The sequence below is a fragment of the Spiribacter aquaticus genome, from assembly GCF_007625215.1.
GTDB lineage: Bacteria > Pseudomonadota > Gammaproteobacteria > Nitrococcales > Nitrococcaceae > Spiribacter > Spiribacter roseus.
In genome coordinates, this window is record NZ_VMKP01000001.1 from 111,098 (window position 1) to 128,837 (window position 17,740).

Below are 17,740 nucleotides of genomic sequence, written 5' to 3' on the forward strand. Positions count from 1 at the left end.
ACAGGCTAAGTCCGCGGAGAGTCCTGATACAATCACAACTTTTACGCCAACAGCTTGTCGGTCAGTCATGAAAGTTTTTATCCGTCTGCTTATCGCCCTTCTCCTGCTGGGCGGAATCTTTGGTGGCATCTTCGGCTACAAATACTTTGTCCAGATGCAGGGCGGCGGCCCGGGCGGCCCGCGTCCGGCCAACATCACCGCGACCACGGTCGCCAGCGAGCAGTGGCAGGGCGAGCGCAGCAGCGTCGGCAGTCTGACCGCCGTGGATCGCGTCGCCGTGAGCACCGAGGTGGCGGGCACCATCGAGTCGCTCAACTTCGACTCGGGTGAGCGCGTCGACACCAATGATGTGCTGGTCGCCCTGGACACCGATGTTGACGAGGCCGAACTGCAGGGCCTTCAGGCCGAGGCCGAGCTGGCCCGCATCGCGTTCAACCGCGCCGAGGATCTGCTCCCCCAGCAGGCCATCTCCCAGTCCGAGTTCGACGAAGCGCGGGCCCGGCTCGACAGCGCCACCGCGGCCGTGGACACCCAGCAGGCGCGACTGGCGCAGAAGACCATCCGCGCGCCCTTCCCGGGCATTCTCGGTCTGCGCACGGTCAGCGTCGGCCAGTATCTGGCCCCCGGCAGTGACATTGTCGAGATCCAGCGGCTCGACCCGATCTATGCCGACTTCACCCTGCCCGAGCGGTTTCTCACCGACCTCGAGCAGGGCCAGTCCATCGAGGTAAACACCAGCGCCTTCGAGGACACCTTCAACGGCACCATCACCGCCATCGACAGCGCCATCCGCGAGAACACCCGCGCCGTGTCGGTGCGCGCCACGCTGGACAATCCCGACGGTCGACTGCGACCCGGCATGTTCGCCGAGGTGACGGTGCTCGAGCCCATGGAGCGCACGCTGCTCACCATCCCGCGCACGGCGGTGAGCTTTAACACCTATGGCGATTTCGTGCTGCGCATCAATCAGAACGACAATGGTCTGGTAGCCGAGCGCGTGCAGATTGAGACCGGCGAGGTGCGCGACGGCCGGGTCGAGGTCACCAACGGCCTCGACAAGGGCGATCGCGTGGTGGCCGCCGGGCTGGTCAAGGTCCGCCCCGGCCAGCCGGTCACCATTGATGACACCATCGCGCTGAATCCGGACGAGGTGACCGGTCGATGAAATTCACCGACATCTTCATCCATCGCCCGGTGCTGGCGACGGTGATCAGCCTGCTGATCCTGCTGGCCGGTGTGCGCTCGCTGGACCTGCTCGAGGTGCGCCAGTACCCGTCCACCGAGAACACGGTGGTCACCGTCACCACCACCTTCCCCGGCGCCGACAGCGAGCTGGTGCAGGGCTTCATCACCCAGCCGCTGCAGCAGGCCATCGCCGAGGCCGGTGGCATCGACTACATCACCTCGGAAAGCCGTCAGGGCCAGTCCACCATCGAGGTGAACATGGCCCTCAACTACGACGCCAACGCGGCGGTCTCGGAGATACAGGCCAAGGTGGCCAGCCAGCGCAATGTGCTGCCCGCCGACGCCCAGGACCCGGTGATCGAGTCGAGCACCGGCGATCAGACGGCGCTCATGTATCTGGCGATCTACAGCGAGTCGGTGAAGATCCCCGAGATCACCGATTTCGTGAACCGCGTCATCCAGCCCCAGGTCCAGGCGCTGGACGGGGTGGCCAAGGCCCGGGTGTTCGGGCGCTCGCCGGCCATGCGCATCTGGCTCGACCCGCAGCGCATGGCGGCGCTCAACGTCACGGCCAGCGAAGTCCGCGACGTGCTGCGCGCCAACAACTATCAGGCCGGCATCGGTAATACCAAGGGGCCGTATACCCGCATCAACCTGTCGGTGACCACTGATGTGAGCGATCCCGACGCCTTCCAGCGTCTGGTGATCCGCGAAGAGAACGGCACCGTGGTGCGCCTTGATGATGTGGCCGCGACGGACTTCGGCTCCGAGACCTATGCCTCGGCGGCCTGGTACAAGGGCCAGCCCTCGGTGTTCATCGCCGTCGAGCAGGCCCCCGGCGCCAATCCGCTGGATGTGGCCGGCGAAGTCCAGCAGACGATGCCCAACCTGCGCAGCCAGCTACCGCAGGACATGCAGCTCGCACTGCCGTATGACGCGAGCAAGTTCATCGAGGACTCCATCAACGAGGTGTTCAAGACCATCGCCGAGGCGGTGCTGATCGTGCTCGTGGTGATCTTCCTGACCATCGGCTCGATCCGCGCGGCCATCGTGCCGTCGCTGGCGGTGCCGCTGTCGCTGGTGGGCGCGGCCACCATCATGATCGCGCTGGGCTATTCGCTGAACCTGCTCACGCTGCTGTCCATGGTGCTCGCCATCGGGCTGGTGGTGGACGACGCGATCATCGTTGTCGAGAACATCCACCGCCATATCGAGGAAGGCTACTCCAACGTCGATGCGGCTATCATGGGCGCGCGCGAACTGGCCGTGCCCATCATCGCCATGACCACGACCCTGCTCGCGGTCTACGCGCCCATCGGCTTCATGGGCGGGCTGATCGGGACGCTGTTCACCGAGTTCGCCTTCACCCTGGCCGGATCGGTGCTCATCTCGGGCATCATCGCGTTGACCTTCTCGCCCATGGTCTCGGCCGCCGTGCTCAAGCCCGGCGGCAAGGCCGGGCGGTTCGAGCAGTTCGTCGAGCGCATGTTCAACGGCCTGGCCGCCGCCTATCAGCGCAGCCTGCACAGCCTGCTCGACACCAAGAGCGTGCTCATCGTGTTCGGCGTGATCGTGCTGGCCTCGAACTACTTCATGTTCACCACGAGCCAGAGCGAGCTGGCGCCCACCGAGGATCAGAGCATCCTGTTCTTCCAGGGCACCGCACCGCGCACCGCCACCTTCGATTATCTGGCGACGTTCGCCGAGCGCTACCAGACCGAAGCGGAGAGCATCCCCGAGTACAGCGAGACGTTCATGATCCTCGGCGGCCTGTCGCCGGATACGGTGTTCGGCGGCGTCAAGATGGTGCCCACCAGCGAGCGCGAGCGCAGCCAGACCGAGGTGCAGCAGGATGTGACCGCCAAGTTCACGCCCAACCCGGGGCTCGACACCGCGGTGTTCCCGCGGCCCAGTCTGCCGGGCTCGGGCGGCGGGCTGCCCGTGCAGTTCGTGCTGACCACCTCGGCCGGCTACGAGGCGCTGGATAACGTCGCCACCGATTTCATCGGCCAGGCCATGGGCAGCGGCAACTTCCTGTTCCTGCGCAAGTCCGTGGAGTTCGACCGACCGCTGACTACGGTCGAGGTCAACCGCGACAAGGCGGCCGACATGGGCATCAGCATGGAGCAGCTCGGCAGCAGCCTGTCCGGGATGCTCGGTGGCGGCTACGTCAACCGATTCAATCTGGACGGCCGCAGCTACAAGGTCATCCCCCAGGTTGATCGCCCGTTCCGGGCCAATGCGGCGATGCTCGAGGAATACTACATCGAGACCCCTCAGGGCGAATCGGTGCCGCTCTCAAGCCTGGTGACCCTCAAGGAATCGGTGGTGCCGAGCTCACGCAACCAGTTCCAGCAGCTCAACTCGGTGACGCTTGAGGGGATCCCGGCGCCGGGCGTGCCGCTGGGGGATGCACTCAACTACCTCGCGACCACCGCCGATCAGGTCCTGCCGGCAAGCTATAACGTCGACTACACCGGCCAGTCGCGGCAGTTCGCCGATCAGGGCGGCGCGCTGGTGCTGACGTTCTTCCTGTCGATGCTGGTGATCTATCTGGTGCTCGCCGCACAGTTCGAAAGCTGGCGCGATCCGGCGATCATCCTGGTCTCGGTGCCGCTCAGTATTGCCGGGGCGCTGGCGTTCATCACCCTTGGCTTCGCCACGGTGAACATCTACACCCAGGTGGGGCTGATCACGCTGATCGGTGTCGTCGCCAAGAACGGCATCCTGATCGTGGAGTTCGCCAACAACCTGCAGATCAAGCAGGGCCTCGGCAAGCGCGCGGCGGTTGAACAGGCGGCCACCATCCGCCTGCGGCCGATCATCATGACCTCGCTGGCGCTGATCATGGCCATGGTGCCGCTGCTCATCGCCACCGGCGCGGGCGCGGTCAGCCGCTTCCAGATCGGTCTGACCATCGCCACGGGGCTTGGCATCGGCACGCTGTTCACGCTGTTCGTGCTGCCCGCCTTCTACCTGGTGCTGGGGCAGGACCACAACGCCCACAAGTCGGAGGCGACAGCGGCCTGATGGCGGCGGTGACGGCCCGGGGGCTGACCCGGACCTACGGCACGACGACGGTGGTGGATGGCATTGACCTGACCATCGAGGCGGGTGAGTGCTTTGCGCTGCTGGGGCCGAACGGTGCCGGCAAGACCACCACACTGCGCATGCTGCTGGGGCTCACACCCCCCAGCAGCGGCGAGGTGACCGTGCTCGGCGAGCCCATCCCGAAGCGGGCCCGGGCCATGCGCGAGCGCGCCGGCATCGTGCCCCAGTTCGACAACCTCGACCCCGACTTCAGTGTGCGCGAGAACCTCATCACCTACGGCGCCTATTATGGCGCGCGGCGTAAGGCGGTGGAGGCGCGGATGGACTCGCTGCTCGCCTTCGCTGAGCTGACCGAGCGGGCCGATGACCCCATCCAGGGGCTGTCCGGCGGCATGAAGCGCCGCCTGACGCTTGCCCGGGCCCTGGTCAACGACCCGGAGCTGCTCGCCCTGGACGAGCCCAGTACCGGTCTTGACCCCCAGGCCCGCCAGCACATCTGGGAGCGCATGCACACGCTGCGCCGCCAGGGCCGCACCCTGCTGCTGACCACCCATTACATGGAAGAGGCCGAGCGGCTCTGCGACCGCGCCGCGATCATCGATCACGGCCGCATCGTCGCCTGCGACAGCCCGGCGGCGCTGATCGCCGCGCATATCGAGCCGCACGTGGTGGAACTGCGCGGCGATCAGGCCATGCAGTGGATGGGACGGATGAACGCCGCCGGCGACATCGACGCCGAGGTGCGCGGTCATGCCGGCGTCGGCAGCGGCCTCGAGCCGCTGACCGCGGCCGGATTCCGGGTGGAGCCGGTGGGCGAGACGGTGCTGATCTACGGCGCCGACCGTGACGCCCTGATCCAGCGCATTGAGGCCCTGATCGGTCCGGGGTATCTGTATCGACCGGCAAGCCTTGAGGATGTCTTTCTGCGCCTGACCGGACGGGAGCTGCGCGACTGATGAGTGCGAGTGTTGCGGATCATCTGAAGACCGGCCCACAGCTCAGTGGCCGGTTCATTGCCGTGTGGCTGCGCAACCTGCGGGTCTGGCGCAAGCTCATGCTGCCCTCGCTGCTGGGTAACTTCGGCGAGCCGGTGCTGTATCTGCTGGCACTCGGTTATGGGCTGGGGCAGTTCGTCGGCGAGGTCGAATCCATGCCCTATATGGTGTTCCTGGCGAGCGGCATCGTCTGCTCGGCGGCGATGACCGGCGCCACCTTCGAGGCGCTCTACTCCGCCTACACCCGGCTCACCCAGCAGCAGACCTGGGCGGCGATGCTCGCCGCCCCCATGAATGTCGATGATGTGGTGCTGGGCGAGATCGCCTGGGCGGCCACCAAGGCGCTGATCAACGCCAGCGCCATCGTGCTGGTGGCCGCCGTGCTGGGTCTGGTCGCCGGGCCCGAGGCGCTGCTGGTGCTGCCGGTGATCCTGCTCGCGGGGTTTTCGTTTGCCGGCATCGCGATGATCGTCACCGCGATTTCGCCGAGCTACGATTTCTTCCTGTACTACTTCACGCTGGTCATGACGCCGATGCTGCTGCTCTCGGGCGTGTTCTTTCCGCTATCGGGGCTGCCCGATGCGGTGGGCATCGGCGCGCAGTTCCTGCCGCTGGCGCATGTGGTCATGCTGGTCCGCCCGCTGATGACCGGCACGGTCGTCGACGCACCGGTGCTGCATCTGGCGGTGATCCTGGGCTATGCGGTGGGCAGCTACTGGATCAGCGCGGCCCTGGCGCGGCGACGGCTGATCCGCTGACCGGCTCTGTGCGCTCCGGCAGCCAGATCCAGACGTAGGCGCCCAGCGGCTGCTCGGCGCTAGAAATCATCATCCACTCTGGGGGAGTGGGCATGACGTGGCAGGAGCGTCAGTCGATCCACGGCTTCACGATTGGCGCGTCGCAGCTCTGCCGGGCTCGCACTGAAAAGCGGCACACCCACAATGGTAGCGGCCTCGAAATAAAGCCCGATGTCAGTGCCCGGGTCACCGTTTTCAATGCGCCGCAGTGTCACACGCGTAATGCCTGCGCGCTCGGACACATCGGATGCGGTAATGCGCCGCTCGATCCGGCCGGTGCGCACAAGCCGGCCCAGTAGCGCGACCGCCTCACGGGTGTGCGGTGAATAGACTCTTTGCCTGGCGGCCATAGAGTGGATCTCTGAATATCCAAAAGTCTTTTATAAGGATATTCAACTATCCATCTCGCTTCAATACTGGATCAGCGAGTGCACCGGCGCGTCGGTCATGTGTTCGCGGGCGTTGAGAAAACCCAGCTCGATGATGAAGCTGTAGCCGAGCATCTCCGCCCCCAGGCGACGCAGCAGGTCACCGGTGGCCCGGGCCGTTCCCCCGGTGGCCAGCAGATCGTCCACGATCAGCGTGCGGGCGCCCTGACCCAGTGCATCGCGATGCACCTCAAGCGCGTCGGTGCCGTATTCAAGCTGATACTCGCAGGCGTAAACGTCGGACGGCAGCTTGCCGGGCTTGCGCACGGGGATGAAGCCGGCGCCAATACGGTAAGCGAGCGCGGCACCAAAGATGAACCCGCGTGACTCAGTGCCGACGATGTACTCCGGCATCGGACCCTGCAGGTCCTGCGCCAGCAGATCCACGGCCGTTTTAAAGCCCTCGGCATCGCCGAGCAGCGGCGTGATGTCCTTGAAAATGATTCCCGGCTTGGGGAAGTCGGGAATGTCCCGGATCAGCCCCTGCACCTGAGCGACGGCGGCGTCCCGGTCCTCGATCATGGCAGTCACGAATAGCGTCTCCTCAATCCCTGGGAAACTGCATGGTAGCGGGAAACCGCCGGAGTGTCGTCACGCGAGAGCGCCAGCAGGCAGGTGCGACACAGGCAGTCGTCATAGGTGGCAGCCACCGCCTCGCGCATATCATCGCTCAGGGTAATGTCGACACACTGGCAGCGGTGGATCGTGCCCAGCCGGCACTCGAAGTCGTTGCCGCAGCGGGGACAGCGCTTGGGCTCATGATCAGGCATTCGGGGTTGAGCTTCGCGGGGTTGAGCTTCGCGCCGCGCCGGGGCGGGTTGCGGTGCTGAAGGCATCATCGGCGAGCCAGCCGCCATTGGCGGCCTCGCGCTCGAGCCGATCCATGATGGCCAGGCGCTTGTCTTCGGGATAGTCGCGCCATTCAACGATCTCGGTCTCGGTGCGTCCGCAGCCGATGCAGCGGCCATTATCGACTTCGCAGATGCTGATGCAGGGTGACGATGCGCTCATGATTTCTCCACAAGATGTTGGGGTCATGTTCTACCAGAAACCCAACTTGAAGGACAAATCACGGCGCCCGGCTGCTGTTCATCATGGTCTTGAACGCCGAGTGCTGCCGGCGGTTACGCCGGGCCAGACGCAGGTCATAGTCCATCTGGAGCCGCAGCCAGAATTCCGGCGAGGTCTCGAAGTAGTCCGCGAGCAGCAGGGCGGTCGGGGCCGTGATGCGACGTTTGCCGGCGAGGATATCAGTGATGCGGTTAACCGGCACCCGCAGCGCCCGGGCCAGGGACGCGGGCTTCAGGCCGCGCGCGATCATGAATTCATGGCCGAGCACGTCGCCGGGCGGCATCGGGGCTTCCCAGTCATCCTGCGGGTTCATGGGCCCGGCGCCTCGTCGAGGGCGACGCCATGGGCCTCGCCGGCGGTAAAGCGAAAGAGCAGCCACCAGCCATAGCCCACACGCAGGGTATAGCGGTCTTGATGGTCGTTGGGGTCGGGATCGGAGTCGAGGTCGGAGGGTAGATCGGAATCGGTGGCGGGGGCGTCGAACGGGATCGACTCATCAATCATGGGCTGCAGGCGCCTGCCGCAGGCCTGTTGCAGATCCTCCGCGTCAGTGGCGGCGTGGAGGAGCGCCAGATCACGACGCAGCACGGTGGCGAGGTTTGCTGGCGTGGAATGGGGTGGCCGCCCCCACCAGATCATCCGCAGGCGGGGCGAGGCGAAGGTCTTGATCATTGGGCGATTCCTTGCCGGGATGAGGCTTGACGCTCAGTCCACCATACCGCGCGGCGGCGCGGGGCACCGGCCGTCGGGCCGGGTGGCGCTGGCCGATTCGTGGCCTGTGCCGCGCGATGAGCGGGCGACGGATGCGGGCGGCGGATGCCGGTAAGGGAGGAGGGGCGTTGTGGGGTCTTCGGGACACGAAGTGACGCGCGACGGAGATCGTTATTACACTCGACGTCACACGTCACGCCACGGGCAGCGGGAGTGTCTGGAATAACCGCCGCGCATCCGCGTTTGGGGCCGCTGGAGCGCATGGGTCGTTGCGATCGTCTTGACGCGCTCCGTCGTCACTGAGAACGGAGGACGGAGTGCGTCAATTCGTCTCCGGAAGACCCTACAAAACCCAGGCGCCCAGCCCAGGCCCCCGCGTGCTAACGTCCCCCCATGGACGAAGACATCGACATCCCCCACTTCCGGCAGCGGCTGCACGAGATGCGTGCTGAAATCGAAGGACAGGCGCAGGCTCGCGACGACTCGCGGGCGACCGTGGAGCTGGATCAGACCCGCGTGGGACGGCTATCGCGCATGGACGCCCTTCAACAGCAGGCCATGGCCCAGGCCACCAACGAGCGCGCGCAACTCACGCTCACGCGCATCACCTCAGCCCTGCAACGCTGCGATGACGGCACCTACGGCGAGTGCCTGCGCTGCGGCGAGCTCATCAACCCGCGGCGGCTTGAGGTGGATCCCGCCGCGACGCTGTGCATCGACTGCGCCGACTGACAGCGCCCCAGCGGTGACCGGCGCGTCACGCTAGCTCAGGAATAACCCATACGCCGGATTATCCGACTCATTGCGATACGGATAGCCCAGCTTATCGAGGCTTTCCTCAAACTTCTCCCGCTGCTCCGGCGGCACCTGGATTCCCACCAGCACCCGGCCATAGTCCGCGCCATGGTTGCGGTAATGGAACAGCGAGATATTCCAGCGCCGTCCCAGGCGCTTGAGAAAGTTCAGCAGCGCGCCAGGGCGCTCCGGGAAGCGCACCTGATAGAGCACCTCGTGATCGACGTTATGTCCGCGGCCACCGACCATGTGCCGCACATGCACCTTCGACATCTCGTCATCGGTCAGATCCAGCACCGGATAACCCTTCGCCCGCAGCGCCTCGACTACCTCATCGCGCTCAGCGAGGCCATCATTCAGGCCGATCCCGGCGAATACATGCGCCTCATCGGCATGCGCGAAGCGATAGTTGAACTCGGTGATGGCGCGGTTGCCGATGGTCTCGCAGAACTCACGAAAACTCCCCGGCCGCTCCGGGATGGTCACCGCCAGCACCGCCTCGCGATGCTCGCCCAGCTCGGCGCGCTCCGCCACGTGCCCCAGGCGTGAGAAGTTCATGTTGGCGCCACAGTTGATGCCCACCAGCGTCTGGCCGGTCACACCGCGCTGCTCGATGTACTTCTTGATCCCCGCCACCGCCAGCGCACCGGCCGGCTCCATCACCGTGCGGGTATCCTCGAAGATGTCCTTGATGCCGGCGCAGATCTCATCGGTGCTCACCAGCATGCACTCATCCACCAGCTCGCGGGCGATCCGGAACGTCTCCTCACCGATCTGGCGCACGGCCACGCCATCGGCGAAGATGCCCACCTGATCCAGCGTGACCCGCTCGCCCGCGGCCATCGCCCGCTCGAGTGTCGGCGCGTCCTCGGGCTCCACCGCGATGATGCGGATGTCCGGGCGCAACTGCTTGATGTACGCCGCAATCCCCGCGATCAGACCGCCACCGCCCACCGGCACGAACACCGCATCAATGGGTTGGGGATGCTGACTGAGGATCTCCATGCCCACCGTGCCCTGCCCGGCGATCACGTCCGGGTCATCATAGGGCGGGATGAACGTCAGCCCACGCTCCTCGATCAGCTTGGCGGCATGGGCCTTGGCGGCATCGTAGTTATCGCCATGCAGCACCACCCGACCGCCGAAGTTGCGCACCGCGTCCACCTTGATGCTCGGCGTGGTCCGAGGCATGACGATGGTCGCCTTGATGCCAAGCTTCTGCGCCGAGATCGCCACCCCCTGCGCATGGTTGCCGGCGGACGAGCAGATCACACCTTTGTCCCGTTCGGCCTGGCTCAGGCTCGCGATCTTGTTGTACGCCCCGCGGATCTTGAACGAGAACACCGGCTGCATGTCCTCGCGCTTGAGCAGGATATTGTTATCCAGGCGCCGCGACAGGTTGGTGGCAGTGACAAGCGGCGTCTGCTCAGCGACATCGTAGACGCTCGCTGTCAGAATACGTTGAAGATAGGATTGCATGCCCGACCGGGAATTTGCCCCAAAGGGCAACAGTGTACAGGAGAGACAAGCCATGAGCGTCGACACCCAGAAACGCGCCGCCGCCGAAGCCGCCGTCGAGCGCATCGAGCCCGGCAGTGTGATTGGCGTGGGCAGCGGCTCCACCGTCGATCAGTTCATCGACGCCCTCGCCGCCAGCGACACGCGGATCGAGGCCGCCGTCGCCGCTTCCGAGGCCAGCGCCGAGCGCCTGCGCAACCACGGCATCGAAGTCCGCGACGCCAACAGCGTCAGCGAACTGAGCATTTACGTGGACGGCGCCGACGAGATCTCCCGCCACCTGCAGATGATCAAGGGCGGCGGCGGCGCGCTGACCCGCGAGAAAGTCATCGCCGCCATCGCCCGGCGGTTCGTCTGCATTGTCGATGAAAGCAAGTGGGTGCGGGCGCTCGGCGACTTCCCACTGCCCGTGGAAGTGGTCCCCATGGCCCGCTCCTACGTCGGCCGGCAACTGCTCAAGCACGGCGGGCGGCCCACGCTGCGTGAGGGGTTCACCACCGATAACGGCAACGTCATCCTCGATGTGCAGGGTCTGGACTGCGCGGAGCCCATTGCGCTGGAGCGCGCGCTCAATAACATCGCCGGCGTGGTCACCAATGGCCTGTTCGCCGCCCGCCCGGCGGATGAACTGCTGGTCGGCACCGACACCGGCGTCCAGCGTTTCACCGCCGCCTGAGCGGCATGCAAAAGGCCCTGATCACCCTCGGTATCGCGATTCTGATCATCGGTCTGCTCTGGCCGGTGATCAGCAAACTCGGCCTCGGTCGGCTGCCGGGGGATATCGTGATCCGCCGCGAGGGGTTCACCGGCTACTTCCCGATCACCACCTCGATCATCGTCAGCATCGTGGTGTCAGTGGTTATCTGGTGGCTGCGGCGTTAGACGCGTGGCAGACGCTGGTGGCGGCGGTTGGGATCGCCGCTGCGCCCAGCCCTCACCCCGACCGATAAACCGCATCATGGCTACCGATATTGACCAGAACTACTTCCTCATCTGCGATGAACAGCTCCAGCGTTATGCGATAGGAGAGATTAATCGAGACCGCATAGAGTCCATCAAGACGCCCGCGAAGCGCATGAAGACGTAAGGAAGGGTGAAACGGATCAGCCTCCAGTAAACTCAAAGTCCTAGCGTACTGGCGTTTAAGATCCGGATGCCGTTTAAGCCATTTCGCAGCCCGCCGCTCGTAACTCTGCGTGAAGACAAGCTGATAGCTCACCCTTTACTGCTCAACCGCTCCACGTGGGCCTCTGCTGATTCCCGGACAAAGCGCCCAGCCCCAAGATCCGCGCGTGACTCCGCGAGTGCCGCCTCGAGTTCACATTCGCGCAGGTGTGTGTACTGAGTCATGTCCATAACCACATACCGGCGCTCCCCGCGCACTGAGACCATTGCCTCATCGTCACTTTTCAGCGCATCCTCAATAGCGGACACGCCACGAGTTTTCAACTCGTTAGCCGTGAGTTCACTCATCACTCAACTCCAGTTCTATCGTTAGTGCTCACAATAGCACGCTTTACCGATCGGTTTACCTTCCGCTTGAAGGCTCTATTCCCGACCCCGCAGCCACGCCCACACCCGGCCCAGATACTCATGCCAGGCGGCCTCGGTGGTGCGCAGGTCATCGGCGCTCGGCGCGAAGTCACCCGGGCGGGCGAACTGCTGTGGGATGGCCCGATGGGCGGTCGGGGCCGGTCGCGGTTCAATGCCTTCGTGATCAAACGCGGCGATGGCCCGCGGCAGATGACTCGCCGAGCTGACCAGCAGGGGCTGGCGCAAGCCCGCCGTGTTGTCATCGCGGGTGTTCACCCATTCGGCATAAGCCGCCGCCTCCTCCTCGGTATTCCGGGCCGCCGGCAGCATCCGGATCTGCCCCCGCGGCACGCCCAGCGCCACGGCCATATCCGCGGCGATAGCGGCCTGGGACCGGCCGCGTGGCAGGGCGCCGCTGGTCACCAGCAAGGCGTCGGGCCGCATCCGCCACAGCCGAATGCCCTCGATGAGTCGCTGCAGGGATGTCGCCGAGAGCTGCGCGCTCAACGGCAGCGAGGGATCATCCACGGCGCCGCCGCCCAGCACCACGATGGCTGCGACGTCGCTGGGCGGTACCTGGCCCACGGCTCCGTCGGGTGCGCTCACCTCAATGGGCGTATACACGCCTTCCAGCGGCGCCATCAGGCTGTTCGACACCGGCCACCAACTGATCAAGGCGAGCGCCAGCGTTGTCACCCCCATCAGCGCCAGACCGGTACGCCGGAAGCGCGTGAACGCGGCCAGGAGCAGCCCTGCCAGCAGGGCGATCACGACCAGGCTGAGTGGCTTTAGTAGCGCGCCGGCGAGTTTTGTGAAAAAGAACACACGCTATCCCTGCGCCACTCTGCGCGCATCCGCCGTTGATACGCGACGCCGTCGTCGGTTTCAGTCATAAGGTTAAGGGTATCGCGGCCACGGGCGACCGAGCGAACCTCCCATCTACAACAACCGCTCGATCGCGCGCTTGACCTTATCCGAGCCAGGTCGGGTCATCGCCCCGAACACCTCGACCACCTCGCCGTCGGGATTGATCAGGTACTTGTTGAAATTCCAGCGCGGGGCGCGGGACTGACGCGCCAGTTCGGCGAACACCGGATGGGCATCACCACCGCGGACGGGCACGGTCGCCATCATGTCGAAGCTCACCCCAAAGTTCACAAAGCAGGTCTCCGCGGCGGCCGCCTCGTCATCCGCCTCCTGATTGAAGGAATCCGACGAGAACCCGATCACCTTGAGCCCACGATCGGCATAGGTCTGATGCAGCGCCTCCAATCCCTCGAACTGACCGGTGAAGCCGCAGTGACTGGCGGTATTGACCAGCAATACCGCCGGCGCATCCGCGGCAAGATCCTGCACGTTGACGACTTCACTCGAGTGCAGCCGGCGCATGTCGTGATCAAGCCAGTCCGTGCCGGCGGTGGCCGTGGACGCCATGGCGATTCCTCCCAGTAGCAGCGTGAGCAGTACAGCAATCGTTGGAGCGATTCTCATGGGGTGCTCCTTGATCAGAAGGTTCTGATTCTTATGGTTGATGCGTTTCAGTATCCGCTTCCAGCTCAGCGACCGATTCAAGTAGTCGCCGGGCATTGGCCGGCGAGCGAAGGAGCCAGGCCGTTTCCTGCAACGACTCATAGTCCTCAAGCGACATCATGACCACCGATGACGCACGGCTTCGTGTGATTGTGACCGGTGAGTGGTCCTCACACACCTGATCCATTGTGCCGGCTAGATTGGCCCTCACTTTTGTGTAACTGATCGCGTCCATCGCCACCTCCTTATCCCAGGTGCCACATCGATCTAACGGTCCGCATAGTTGGCCTCGATCCACTCGCGATAGGCCCCCGACTGAACGCGGGCGACCCACTCCGGGTGATCCCGATACCACTGGACGGTCTCGCGCAGGCCCTGCTCGAAGCTGTGCGCCGGCCGCCAGCCGAGCTCATGCTGAATGCGCCGGCTGTCGATCGCATAACGCCGGTCATGACCGGGCCGGTCGGTGACCGAGGTGATGAGGGCGCGATAGCCGCTGCCAATGTCCGTGGGCTGGATCATCTCAAGCGTCTCGCATAGGGCCTCCACCACCTGCAGGTTGGTGCGCTCGGCGTCCCCACCAATGTTGTAAGTCCGGCCAATCTCCCCGTGCTGCAGCACCTGCCACAGCGCCTCCGCGTGATCGTCCACATGCAGCCAGTCACGGATCTGGCCGCCGTCGCCGTAGACCGGCAGAGGCTTGCCGGCAAGCGCGTTCAGGATCATCAGCGGGATGAGCTTTTCCGGAAACTGATAGGGCCCGTAGTTGTTCGAGCAGTTGGTGATCACCACCGGCAGGCCATAAGTGCGGTGCCAGGCGCGGACCAGATGATCGCTCGCGGCCTTGCTAGCAGCGTAGGGCGAACTCGGTGCGTAGGGCGTCGCCTCGGTGAACGCCGGCGCGTCGGGCGGCAGGTCACCGAAGACCTCGTCCGTCGATATGTGATGCAGACGGAAGCGCTCGCGCGGGCTCGAGCCACTGGCGTCGGGGCGGTCGTCGAGGCCCTCCCAGTAAGCGCGGGCGACGTCGAGCAGGTTCTGGGTGCCGACCACATTGGTGTCGACAAACACGCCGGGCCCAAGGATCGAGCGGTCGACGTGGCTCTCGGCGGCAAGGTGCATCACGGCATCCGGGCGATGTTCGCGGAAGACCCGTTCGAGGGCCTCGCGATCGCGGATATCCACCCGCTCGAACCGATACCCGGGATCATGCTCGAGCCCGGGGAGTGACTCGGGGTTGCCGGCGTAGGTCAGGGCATCGACGTTGACGATTTCGGCCCGCCGGTAACTGCGAAGTTGGCGGATGAGCGCCGAGCCGATGAACCCGGTGCCACCGGTGATGAGGATTTTCATGCGATAGAGTCTAGCAAAAGGGTGATCGCGCGCTCACGCTGAGCTTATCGACGCTAAAAACGTTCACTCTCCCGCGCCCGACGCATGAACGAACCGAGTTCCTCTACAGCCATCGGCATCTGATCAGTCAGCGTGCGCAGCCTGTCGGCATTAATGGGCTGGCGTTCGACCTCGACGGGGACAAGTCGGACAACTGGCAGTCCGTGCCGAGTGATCGTCACCGACTCACCCCGTTCGGCACGATCCGCCAGCTCATGTAGATGTGCCTTGGCCTTGGAGAGCGTTATGCAACCGGCATCCATCGTCATGTACCGCTTGGTGACCATTGTTCCGTTCAAGGTAGTCGCCGTTGCCGCGCTCAGCAACGCATTGATGCGAATCGCAGTGACAGCGAGGATGGTGCGCGATTTAACACCAGCGACACGTCACGGGGCATGAAATGAACGACGACTGCTGGGCTCGCATTGAGCAGGCCATCGCCGAGGCATCCGGTCATGCACCCGCGCCCATGCGGCGTACACCGGTTGGTGGTGGCGACATCAATGCCGCCTATCGGCTGGAGGGGCCGACGGCACGCTGGTTCGTCAAGCTCAACCGCGCCGATCGGCTGTGGATGTTCGAGGCCGAGGCGGCAGGGCTCGCCGCCATCGCCGAGGCAGCCGAAGGTCCGCGCGTGCCGCGACCACTGACGACCGGCGTCGCAGGCAATCGCAGTTATGCGGTGATGGAATGGATCGATCTGCGTCCGCGCGGGGATGCAGCGGCGCTGGGCCACGCGTTGGCGAACATGCACGCAGTGACGGCGAACCAGTACGGCTGGGATCGCGACAACACCATCGGCGACACCCATCAGGTCAATCCCTGGGAACGCGACTGGGTGGCGTTCTACCGCGAGCATCGACTGCGGTTTCAGCTCGACCTCGCACGTCGCAATGGCTTTGGCGGGCGGTTGCAGGATCGCGGCGAGGCGCTGGCGGAACGGTTAGGGGCGTTTTTCAGCGACTACACCCCGCTTCCCTCACTGCTTCATGGTGATCTCTGGTCGGGGAATGTCGCGTTTGATGGGTCGGGCGCGCCGGTGCTCTATGACCCGGCGGTGTACTTTGGCGATCGCGAGAGTGATCTGGCGATGTCCGAGCTCTTCGGCCGACTGCCGGCGGCTGCGTACTCGGCCTACGAGACGGTGTGGCCGCTGGATGCGGGATATCCCGTCCGCCGCGAGCTCTATCAGCTCTACCACACCCTCAATCACGCGAATCTGTTCGGTGGGCCGTATGCCCGAGAAGCGGAGGGGATGATTGATCGATTGCTGGTGGCAATGTGATCAATCTGTCATTCTATCTTATCGTTTCAATCACCACCGATAAATCAAGTGCTTGCCATGCCCGGTCTGCGGTTAGCACTGGCGCCACTGACTCTATGGCGAGGGCGAGACACGCGCGGTCAGCCAACGATAGTCCACCCGCTCTGGTACTTTCCCATAAGTTGGCTGCAATCCAAGCTTGCTGCGCTGTGAACGGCTCGATACGGATACCCAATTCGGCGAGATCCTCCTCAAGCCCTTTGATATCGACTCCGAACTGCTTCGCCTTCTGAAGAATCTCGCAAAGGTTGACGCTGCACAGCAGCGCCCCGTCCAGACAATCACCGACTCGCGGGCCGCCCGGCTCACCATGTAGATAAGCCAATAACGCGGACGCATCGATCACATACGCCGAATTCTTCAAGCTTTGTCGTCTCCCGGGACCTCTTCCCGAGCGACTTCGGCGCGGCGATCCGCTATCAAGCTGTCCGCCAGGCTGATATGCGGATCGACCGTGCAAAATCGATCCCGCAGCCGACGTTCAACAACCCCGCGCGGCTCCAGGATTAACGCGCCGTCCTTAACGCGAATCAGCAGCCGTTCACCCGTATTGAGGCCAAGTTGGCGGCGTAACGCGGCCGGCACAACCAGGCGCCCTTGAGGCCCGAGCTGGATCTCGTTGTTTGATAGGGCCATCAGACCTCCTTAAACCACGGGGTGCATGATATGCCATTTTCTAAAGATTTGGCACATTTAACACAAAGAGGCACCTGTACGGTGCATTGTGCATTGAGCCTTCAGGGCATATACCTCAGCCGACCACCAGAGCATCGAGCTTCATACCGCGCACCCCTCGTCGATGATCTCCTCAAGCGCTTGCCGGTCGACCATGTCGCAATTGCGTCCCACGCGCTTCAGGTCACGCCACGCCGCCTCCGGTGTAGCCAGTCGAAGCGGCCGGTCCGGCGAACTCACCGTCGCGGCCAGGACTGCCTCGAGCGGTCTTGCCGTGTGCGTGAACTCAATCGTGCCCCATAGCGTTCGAAAGACCCCTTTGCGCCCGGTTGTCATGAGCGTGAGATAACCCATCGGGACCTGCGAGATCGCTCCCCACTCCGAGAGCGCCGATTCAAGACTTACATAGCTATAGTCACCGCGGCGAATGGCCCGGGCGATCCGCTCGAGATCATAGCCATCGTTGCGCTGGCCTGCGGGATAGACATACACGCCGCGGGCGGCGGGTCGCAGCCAGTCGGATTGGACTAAGCGCTTTAGCGTCGCCGCCCTGTTGGACGGGCGGTCGACGCGCATCATCCGCTCAAGGTCACGGCGGGTGAAGACAAACCGCCCATCAGCAGCCTGTTCGCCAAGAAGCTTTAGCGCATTGGTCAGTTTCATGACCTTTATTCCGCTAACGCATTACCCAAACGGGTAACAGGCACTGACGATCCCGCGATCCTGCAACCGGCG

25 protein-coding genes are annotated in these 17,740 nt (G+C 64.4%); 8 read left to right on the top strand and 17 right to left on the bottom strand.

From position 1 onward, the window contains the following. Positions 1–67: 67 nt before the first annotated feature. Genes FPL11_RS00520 through FPL11_RS00535 form a run of 4 tightly spaced genes read left to right on the top strand, consistent with a single transcriptional unit; the run spans position 68 to position 5,989 of the window. The gene (locus FPL11_RS00520; protein WP_144346804.1) at positions 68–1,165 is read left to right on the top strand and encodes an efflux RND transporter periplasmic adaptor subunit; all 1,098 of its coding nucleotides are present in this window, start codon (positions 68–70) and stop codon (positions 1,163–1,165) included. After that, entirely contained in the window at positions 1,162–4,215 is a 3,054-nt protein-coding gene (locus tag FPL11_RS00525; protein WP_144346805.1) for an efflux RND transporter permease subunit, read from the top strand. Before FPL11_RS00520 ends, FPL11_RS00525 begins: the two co-directional genes overlap by 4 nt. Next, positions 4,215–5,192, top strand: a complete 978-nt coding sequence (locus tag FPL11_RS00530) for an ATP-binding cassette domain-containing protein (RefSeq protein ID WP_144346806.1) — start codon at positions 4,215–4,217, stop codon at positions 5,190–5,192. Before FPL11_RS00525 ends, FPL11_RS00530 begins: the two co-directional genes overlap by 1 nt. Continuing rightward, entirely contained in the window at positions 5,192–5,989 is a 798-nt protein-coding gene (locus tag FPL11_RS00535) for an ABC transporter permease (protein WP_144346807.1), read from the top strand. Before FPL11_RS00530 ends, FPL11_RS00535 begins: the two co-directional genes overlap by 1 nt. 59 nt (positions 5,990–6,048) lie before the next feature. On the opposite strand, the gene FPL11_RS00540 is transcribed toward FPL11_RS00535, so the two are convergent. The 6 genes from FPL11_RS00540 to FPL11_RS00565 are packed head-to-tail and all read right to left on the bottom strand — an operon-like array spanning position 6,049 to position 8,199. Beyond that, complete coding sequence (locus FPL11_RS00540; RefSeq protein ID WP_144346808.1) at positions 6,049–6,378, bottom strand: helix-turn-helix transcriptional regulator; 330 nt, start codon at positions 6,376–6,378, stop codon at positions 6,049–6,051. 60 nt (positions 6,379–6,438) lie between these two features. Then, positions 6,439–6,978, bottom strand: coding sequence for an adenine phosphoribosyltransferase (locus FPL11_RS00545; RefSeq protein WP_144347233.1), 540 nt, complete (start codon positions 6,976–6,978; stop codon positions 6,439–6,441). A 5-nt stretch (positions 6,979–6,983) separates the two neighbouring features. Next, positions 6,984–7,226, bottom strand: coding sequence for a cysteine-rich CWC family protein (locus FPL11_RS00550; protein ID WP_159308519.1), 243 nt, complete (start codon positions 7,224–7,226; stop codon positions 6,984–6,986). Then, positions 7,219–7,467 (bottom strand): DUF1289 domain-containing protein, encoded by a 249-nt coding sequence (locus FPL11_RS00555; protein WP_144346810.1) that lies wholly within the window; start codon positions 7,465–7,467, stop codon positions 7,219–7,221. Before FPL11_RS00555 ends, FPL11_RS00550 begins: the two co-directional genes overlap by 8 nt. A gap of 58 nt (positions 7,468–7,525) precedes the next feature. After that, entirely contained in the window at positions 7,526–7,840 is a 315-nt protein-coding gene (locus tag FPL11_RS00560; RefSeq protein ID WP_200833609.1) for a HigA family addiction module antitoxin, read from the bottom strand. Then, positions 7,837–8,199 (bottom strand): hypothetical protein, encoded by a 363-nt coding sequence (locus FPL11_RS00565; RefSeq protein WP_144346811.1) that lies wholly within the window; start codon positions 8,197–8,199, stop codon positions 7,837–7,839. The genes FPL11_RS00560 and FPL11_RS00565 overlap by 4 nt, the downstream gene beginning before the upstream one ends. 432 nt (positions 8,200–8,631) lie before the next feature. Here FPL11_RS00565 and FPL11_RS00570 point away from each other — a divergent pair, with 432 nt between their 5' ends. Continuing rightward, on the top strand, positions 8,632–8,970 hold the full coding sequence (locus tag FPL11_RS00570) for a TraR/DksA family transcriptional regulator (protein ID WP_069134396.1): 339 nt from the start codon (positions 8,632–8,634) through the stop codon (positions 8,968–8,970). Positions 8,971–9,000: 30 nt separating this feature from the next. Here FPL11_RS00570 and ilvA read toward each other — a convergent pair whose 3' ends face one another. Next, positions 9,001–10,512, bottom strand: a complete 1,512-nt coding sequence (gene ilvA, locus FPL11_RS00575; RefSeq protein WP_144346812.1) for a threonine ammonia-lyase, biosynthetic — start codon at positions 10,510–10,512, stop codon at positions 9,001–9,003. A gap of 52 nt (positions 10,513–10,564) precedes the next feature. Between ilvA and rpiA the strand changes: the two genes are divergently transcribed. Beyond that, positions 10,565–11,227, top strand: a complete 663-nt coding sequence (gene rpiA / locus FPL11_RS00580) for a ribose-5-phosphate isomerase RpiA (protein ID WP_069134398.1) — start codon at positions 10,565–10,567, stop codon at positions 11,225–11,227. 5 nt (positions 11,228–11,232) lie between these two features. Then, the gene (locus tag FPL11_RS00585) at positions 11,233–11,433 is read left to right on the top strand and encodes a DUF2905 domain-containing protein (RefSeq protein WP_069134399.1); all 201 of its coding nucleotides are present in this window, start codon (positions 11,233–11,235) and stop codon (positions 11,431–11,433) included. A gap of 52 nt (positions 11,434–11,485) precedes the next feature. Here FPL11_RS00585 and FPL11_RS00590 read toward each other — a convergent pair whose 3' ends face one another. From FPL11_RS00590 to FPL11_RS00620, 7 genes are all read right to left on the bottom strand, one after another. After that, on the bottom strand, positions 11,486–11,770 hold the full coding sequence (locus tag FPL11_RS00590) for a type II toxin-antitoxin system RelE/ParE family toxin (protein ID WP_144346813.1): 285 nt from the start codon (positions 11,768–11,770) through the stop codon (positions 11,486–11,488). Then, on the bottom strand, positions 11,767–12,024 hold the full coding sequence (locus FPL11_RS00595; protein WP_069134400.1) for a prevent-host-death protein: 258 nt from the start codon (positions 12,022–12,024) through the stop codon (positions 11,767–11,769). The genes FPL11_RS00590 and FPL11_RS00595 overlap by 4 nt, the downstream gene beginning before the upstream one ends. Before the next feature lie 75 nt (positions 12,025–12,099). Beyond that, on the bottom strand, positions 12,100–12,909 hold the full coding sequence (locus tag FPL11_RS00600) for an ElyC/SanA/YdcF family protein (RefSeq protein ID WP_144346814.1): 810 nt from the start codon (positions 12,907–12,909) through the stop codon (positions 12,100–12,102). Between the two features lie 114 nt (positions 12,910–13,023). Beyond that, complete coding sequence (locus FPL11_RS00605; RefSeq protein WP_144346815.1) at positions 13,024–13,575, bottom strand: glutathione peroxidase; 552 nt, start codon at positions 13,573–13,575, stop codon at positions 13,024–13,026. Between the two features lie 31 nt (positions 13,576–13,606). After that, positions 13,607–13,849 (bottom strand): type II toxin-antitoxin system Phd/YefM family antitoxin, encoded by a 243-nt coding sequence (locus FPL11_RS00610; RefSeq protein WP_144346816.1) that lies wholly within the window; start codon positions 13,847–13,849, stop codon positions 13,607–13,609. 32 nt (positions 13,850–13,881) lie between these two features. Beyond that, positions 13,882–14,967, bottom strand: coding sequence for a dTDP-glucose 4,6-dehydratase (gene rfbB, locus FPL11_RS00615; RefSeq protein WP_144346817.1), 1,086 nt, complete (start codon positions 14,965–14,967; stop codon positions 13,882–13,884). A 53-nt stretch (positions 14,968–15,020) separates the two neighbouring features. Then, the gene (locus FPL11_RS00620; RefSeq protein ID WP_200833610.1) at positions 15,021–15,275 is read right to left on the bottom strand and encodes a type II toxin-antitoxin system Phd/YefM family antitoxin; all 255 of its coding nucleotides are present in this window, start codon (positions 15,273–15,275) and stop codon (positions 15,021–15,023) included. Between the two features lie 131 nt (positions 15,276–15,406). Here FPL11_RS00620 and FPL11_RS00625 point away from each other — a divergent pair, with 131 nt between their 5' ends. Then, on the top strand, positions 15,407–16,291 hold the full coding sequence (locus FPL11_RS00625; protein WP_144346818.1) for a fructosamine kinase family protein: 885 nt from the start codon (positions 15,407–15,409) through the stop codon (positions 16,289–16,291). 13 nt (positions 16,292–16,304) lie between these two features. Here FPL11_RS00625 and FPL11_RS00630 read toward each other — a convergent pair whose 3' ends face one another. The 3 genes from FPL11_RS00630 to abiEi all read right to left on the bottom strand — a co-directional run bounded on the left by FPL11_RS00630 (position 16,305) and on the right by abiEi (position 17,668). Continuing rightward, on the bottom strand, positions 16,305–16,694 hold the full coding sequence (locus FPL11_RS00630; protein WP_235013489.1) for a type II toxin-antitoxin system VapC family toxin: 390 nt from the start codon (positions 16,692–16,694) through the stop codon (positions 16,305–16,307). Continuing rightward, on the bottom strand, positions 16,691–16,966 hold the full coding sequence (locus FPL11_RS00635) for an AbrB/MazE/SpoVT family DNA-binding domain-containing protein (protein WP_144346819.1): 276 nt from the start codon (positions 16,964–16,966) through the stop codon (positions 16,691–16,693). The genes FPL11_RS00630 and FPL11_RS00635 overlap by 4 nt, the downstream gene beginning before the upstream one ends. A 141-nt stretch (positions 16,967–17,107) precedes the next feature. Continuing rightward, complete coding sequence (gene abiEi, locus FPL11_RS00640; RefSeq protein WP_144346820.1) at positions 17,108–17,668, bottom strand: type IV toxin-antitoxin system AbiEi family antitoxin; 561 nt, start codon at positions 17,666–17,668, stop codon at positions 17,108–17,110. Positions 17,669–17,740 lie beyond the last annotated feature (72 nt).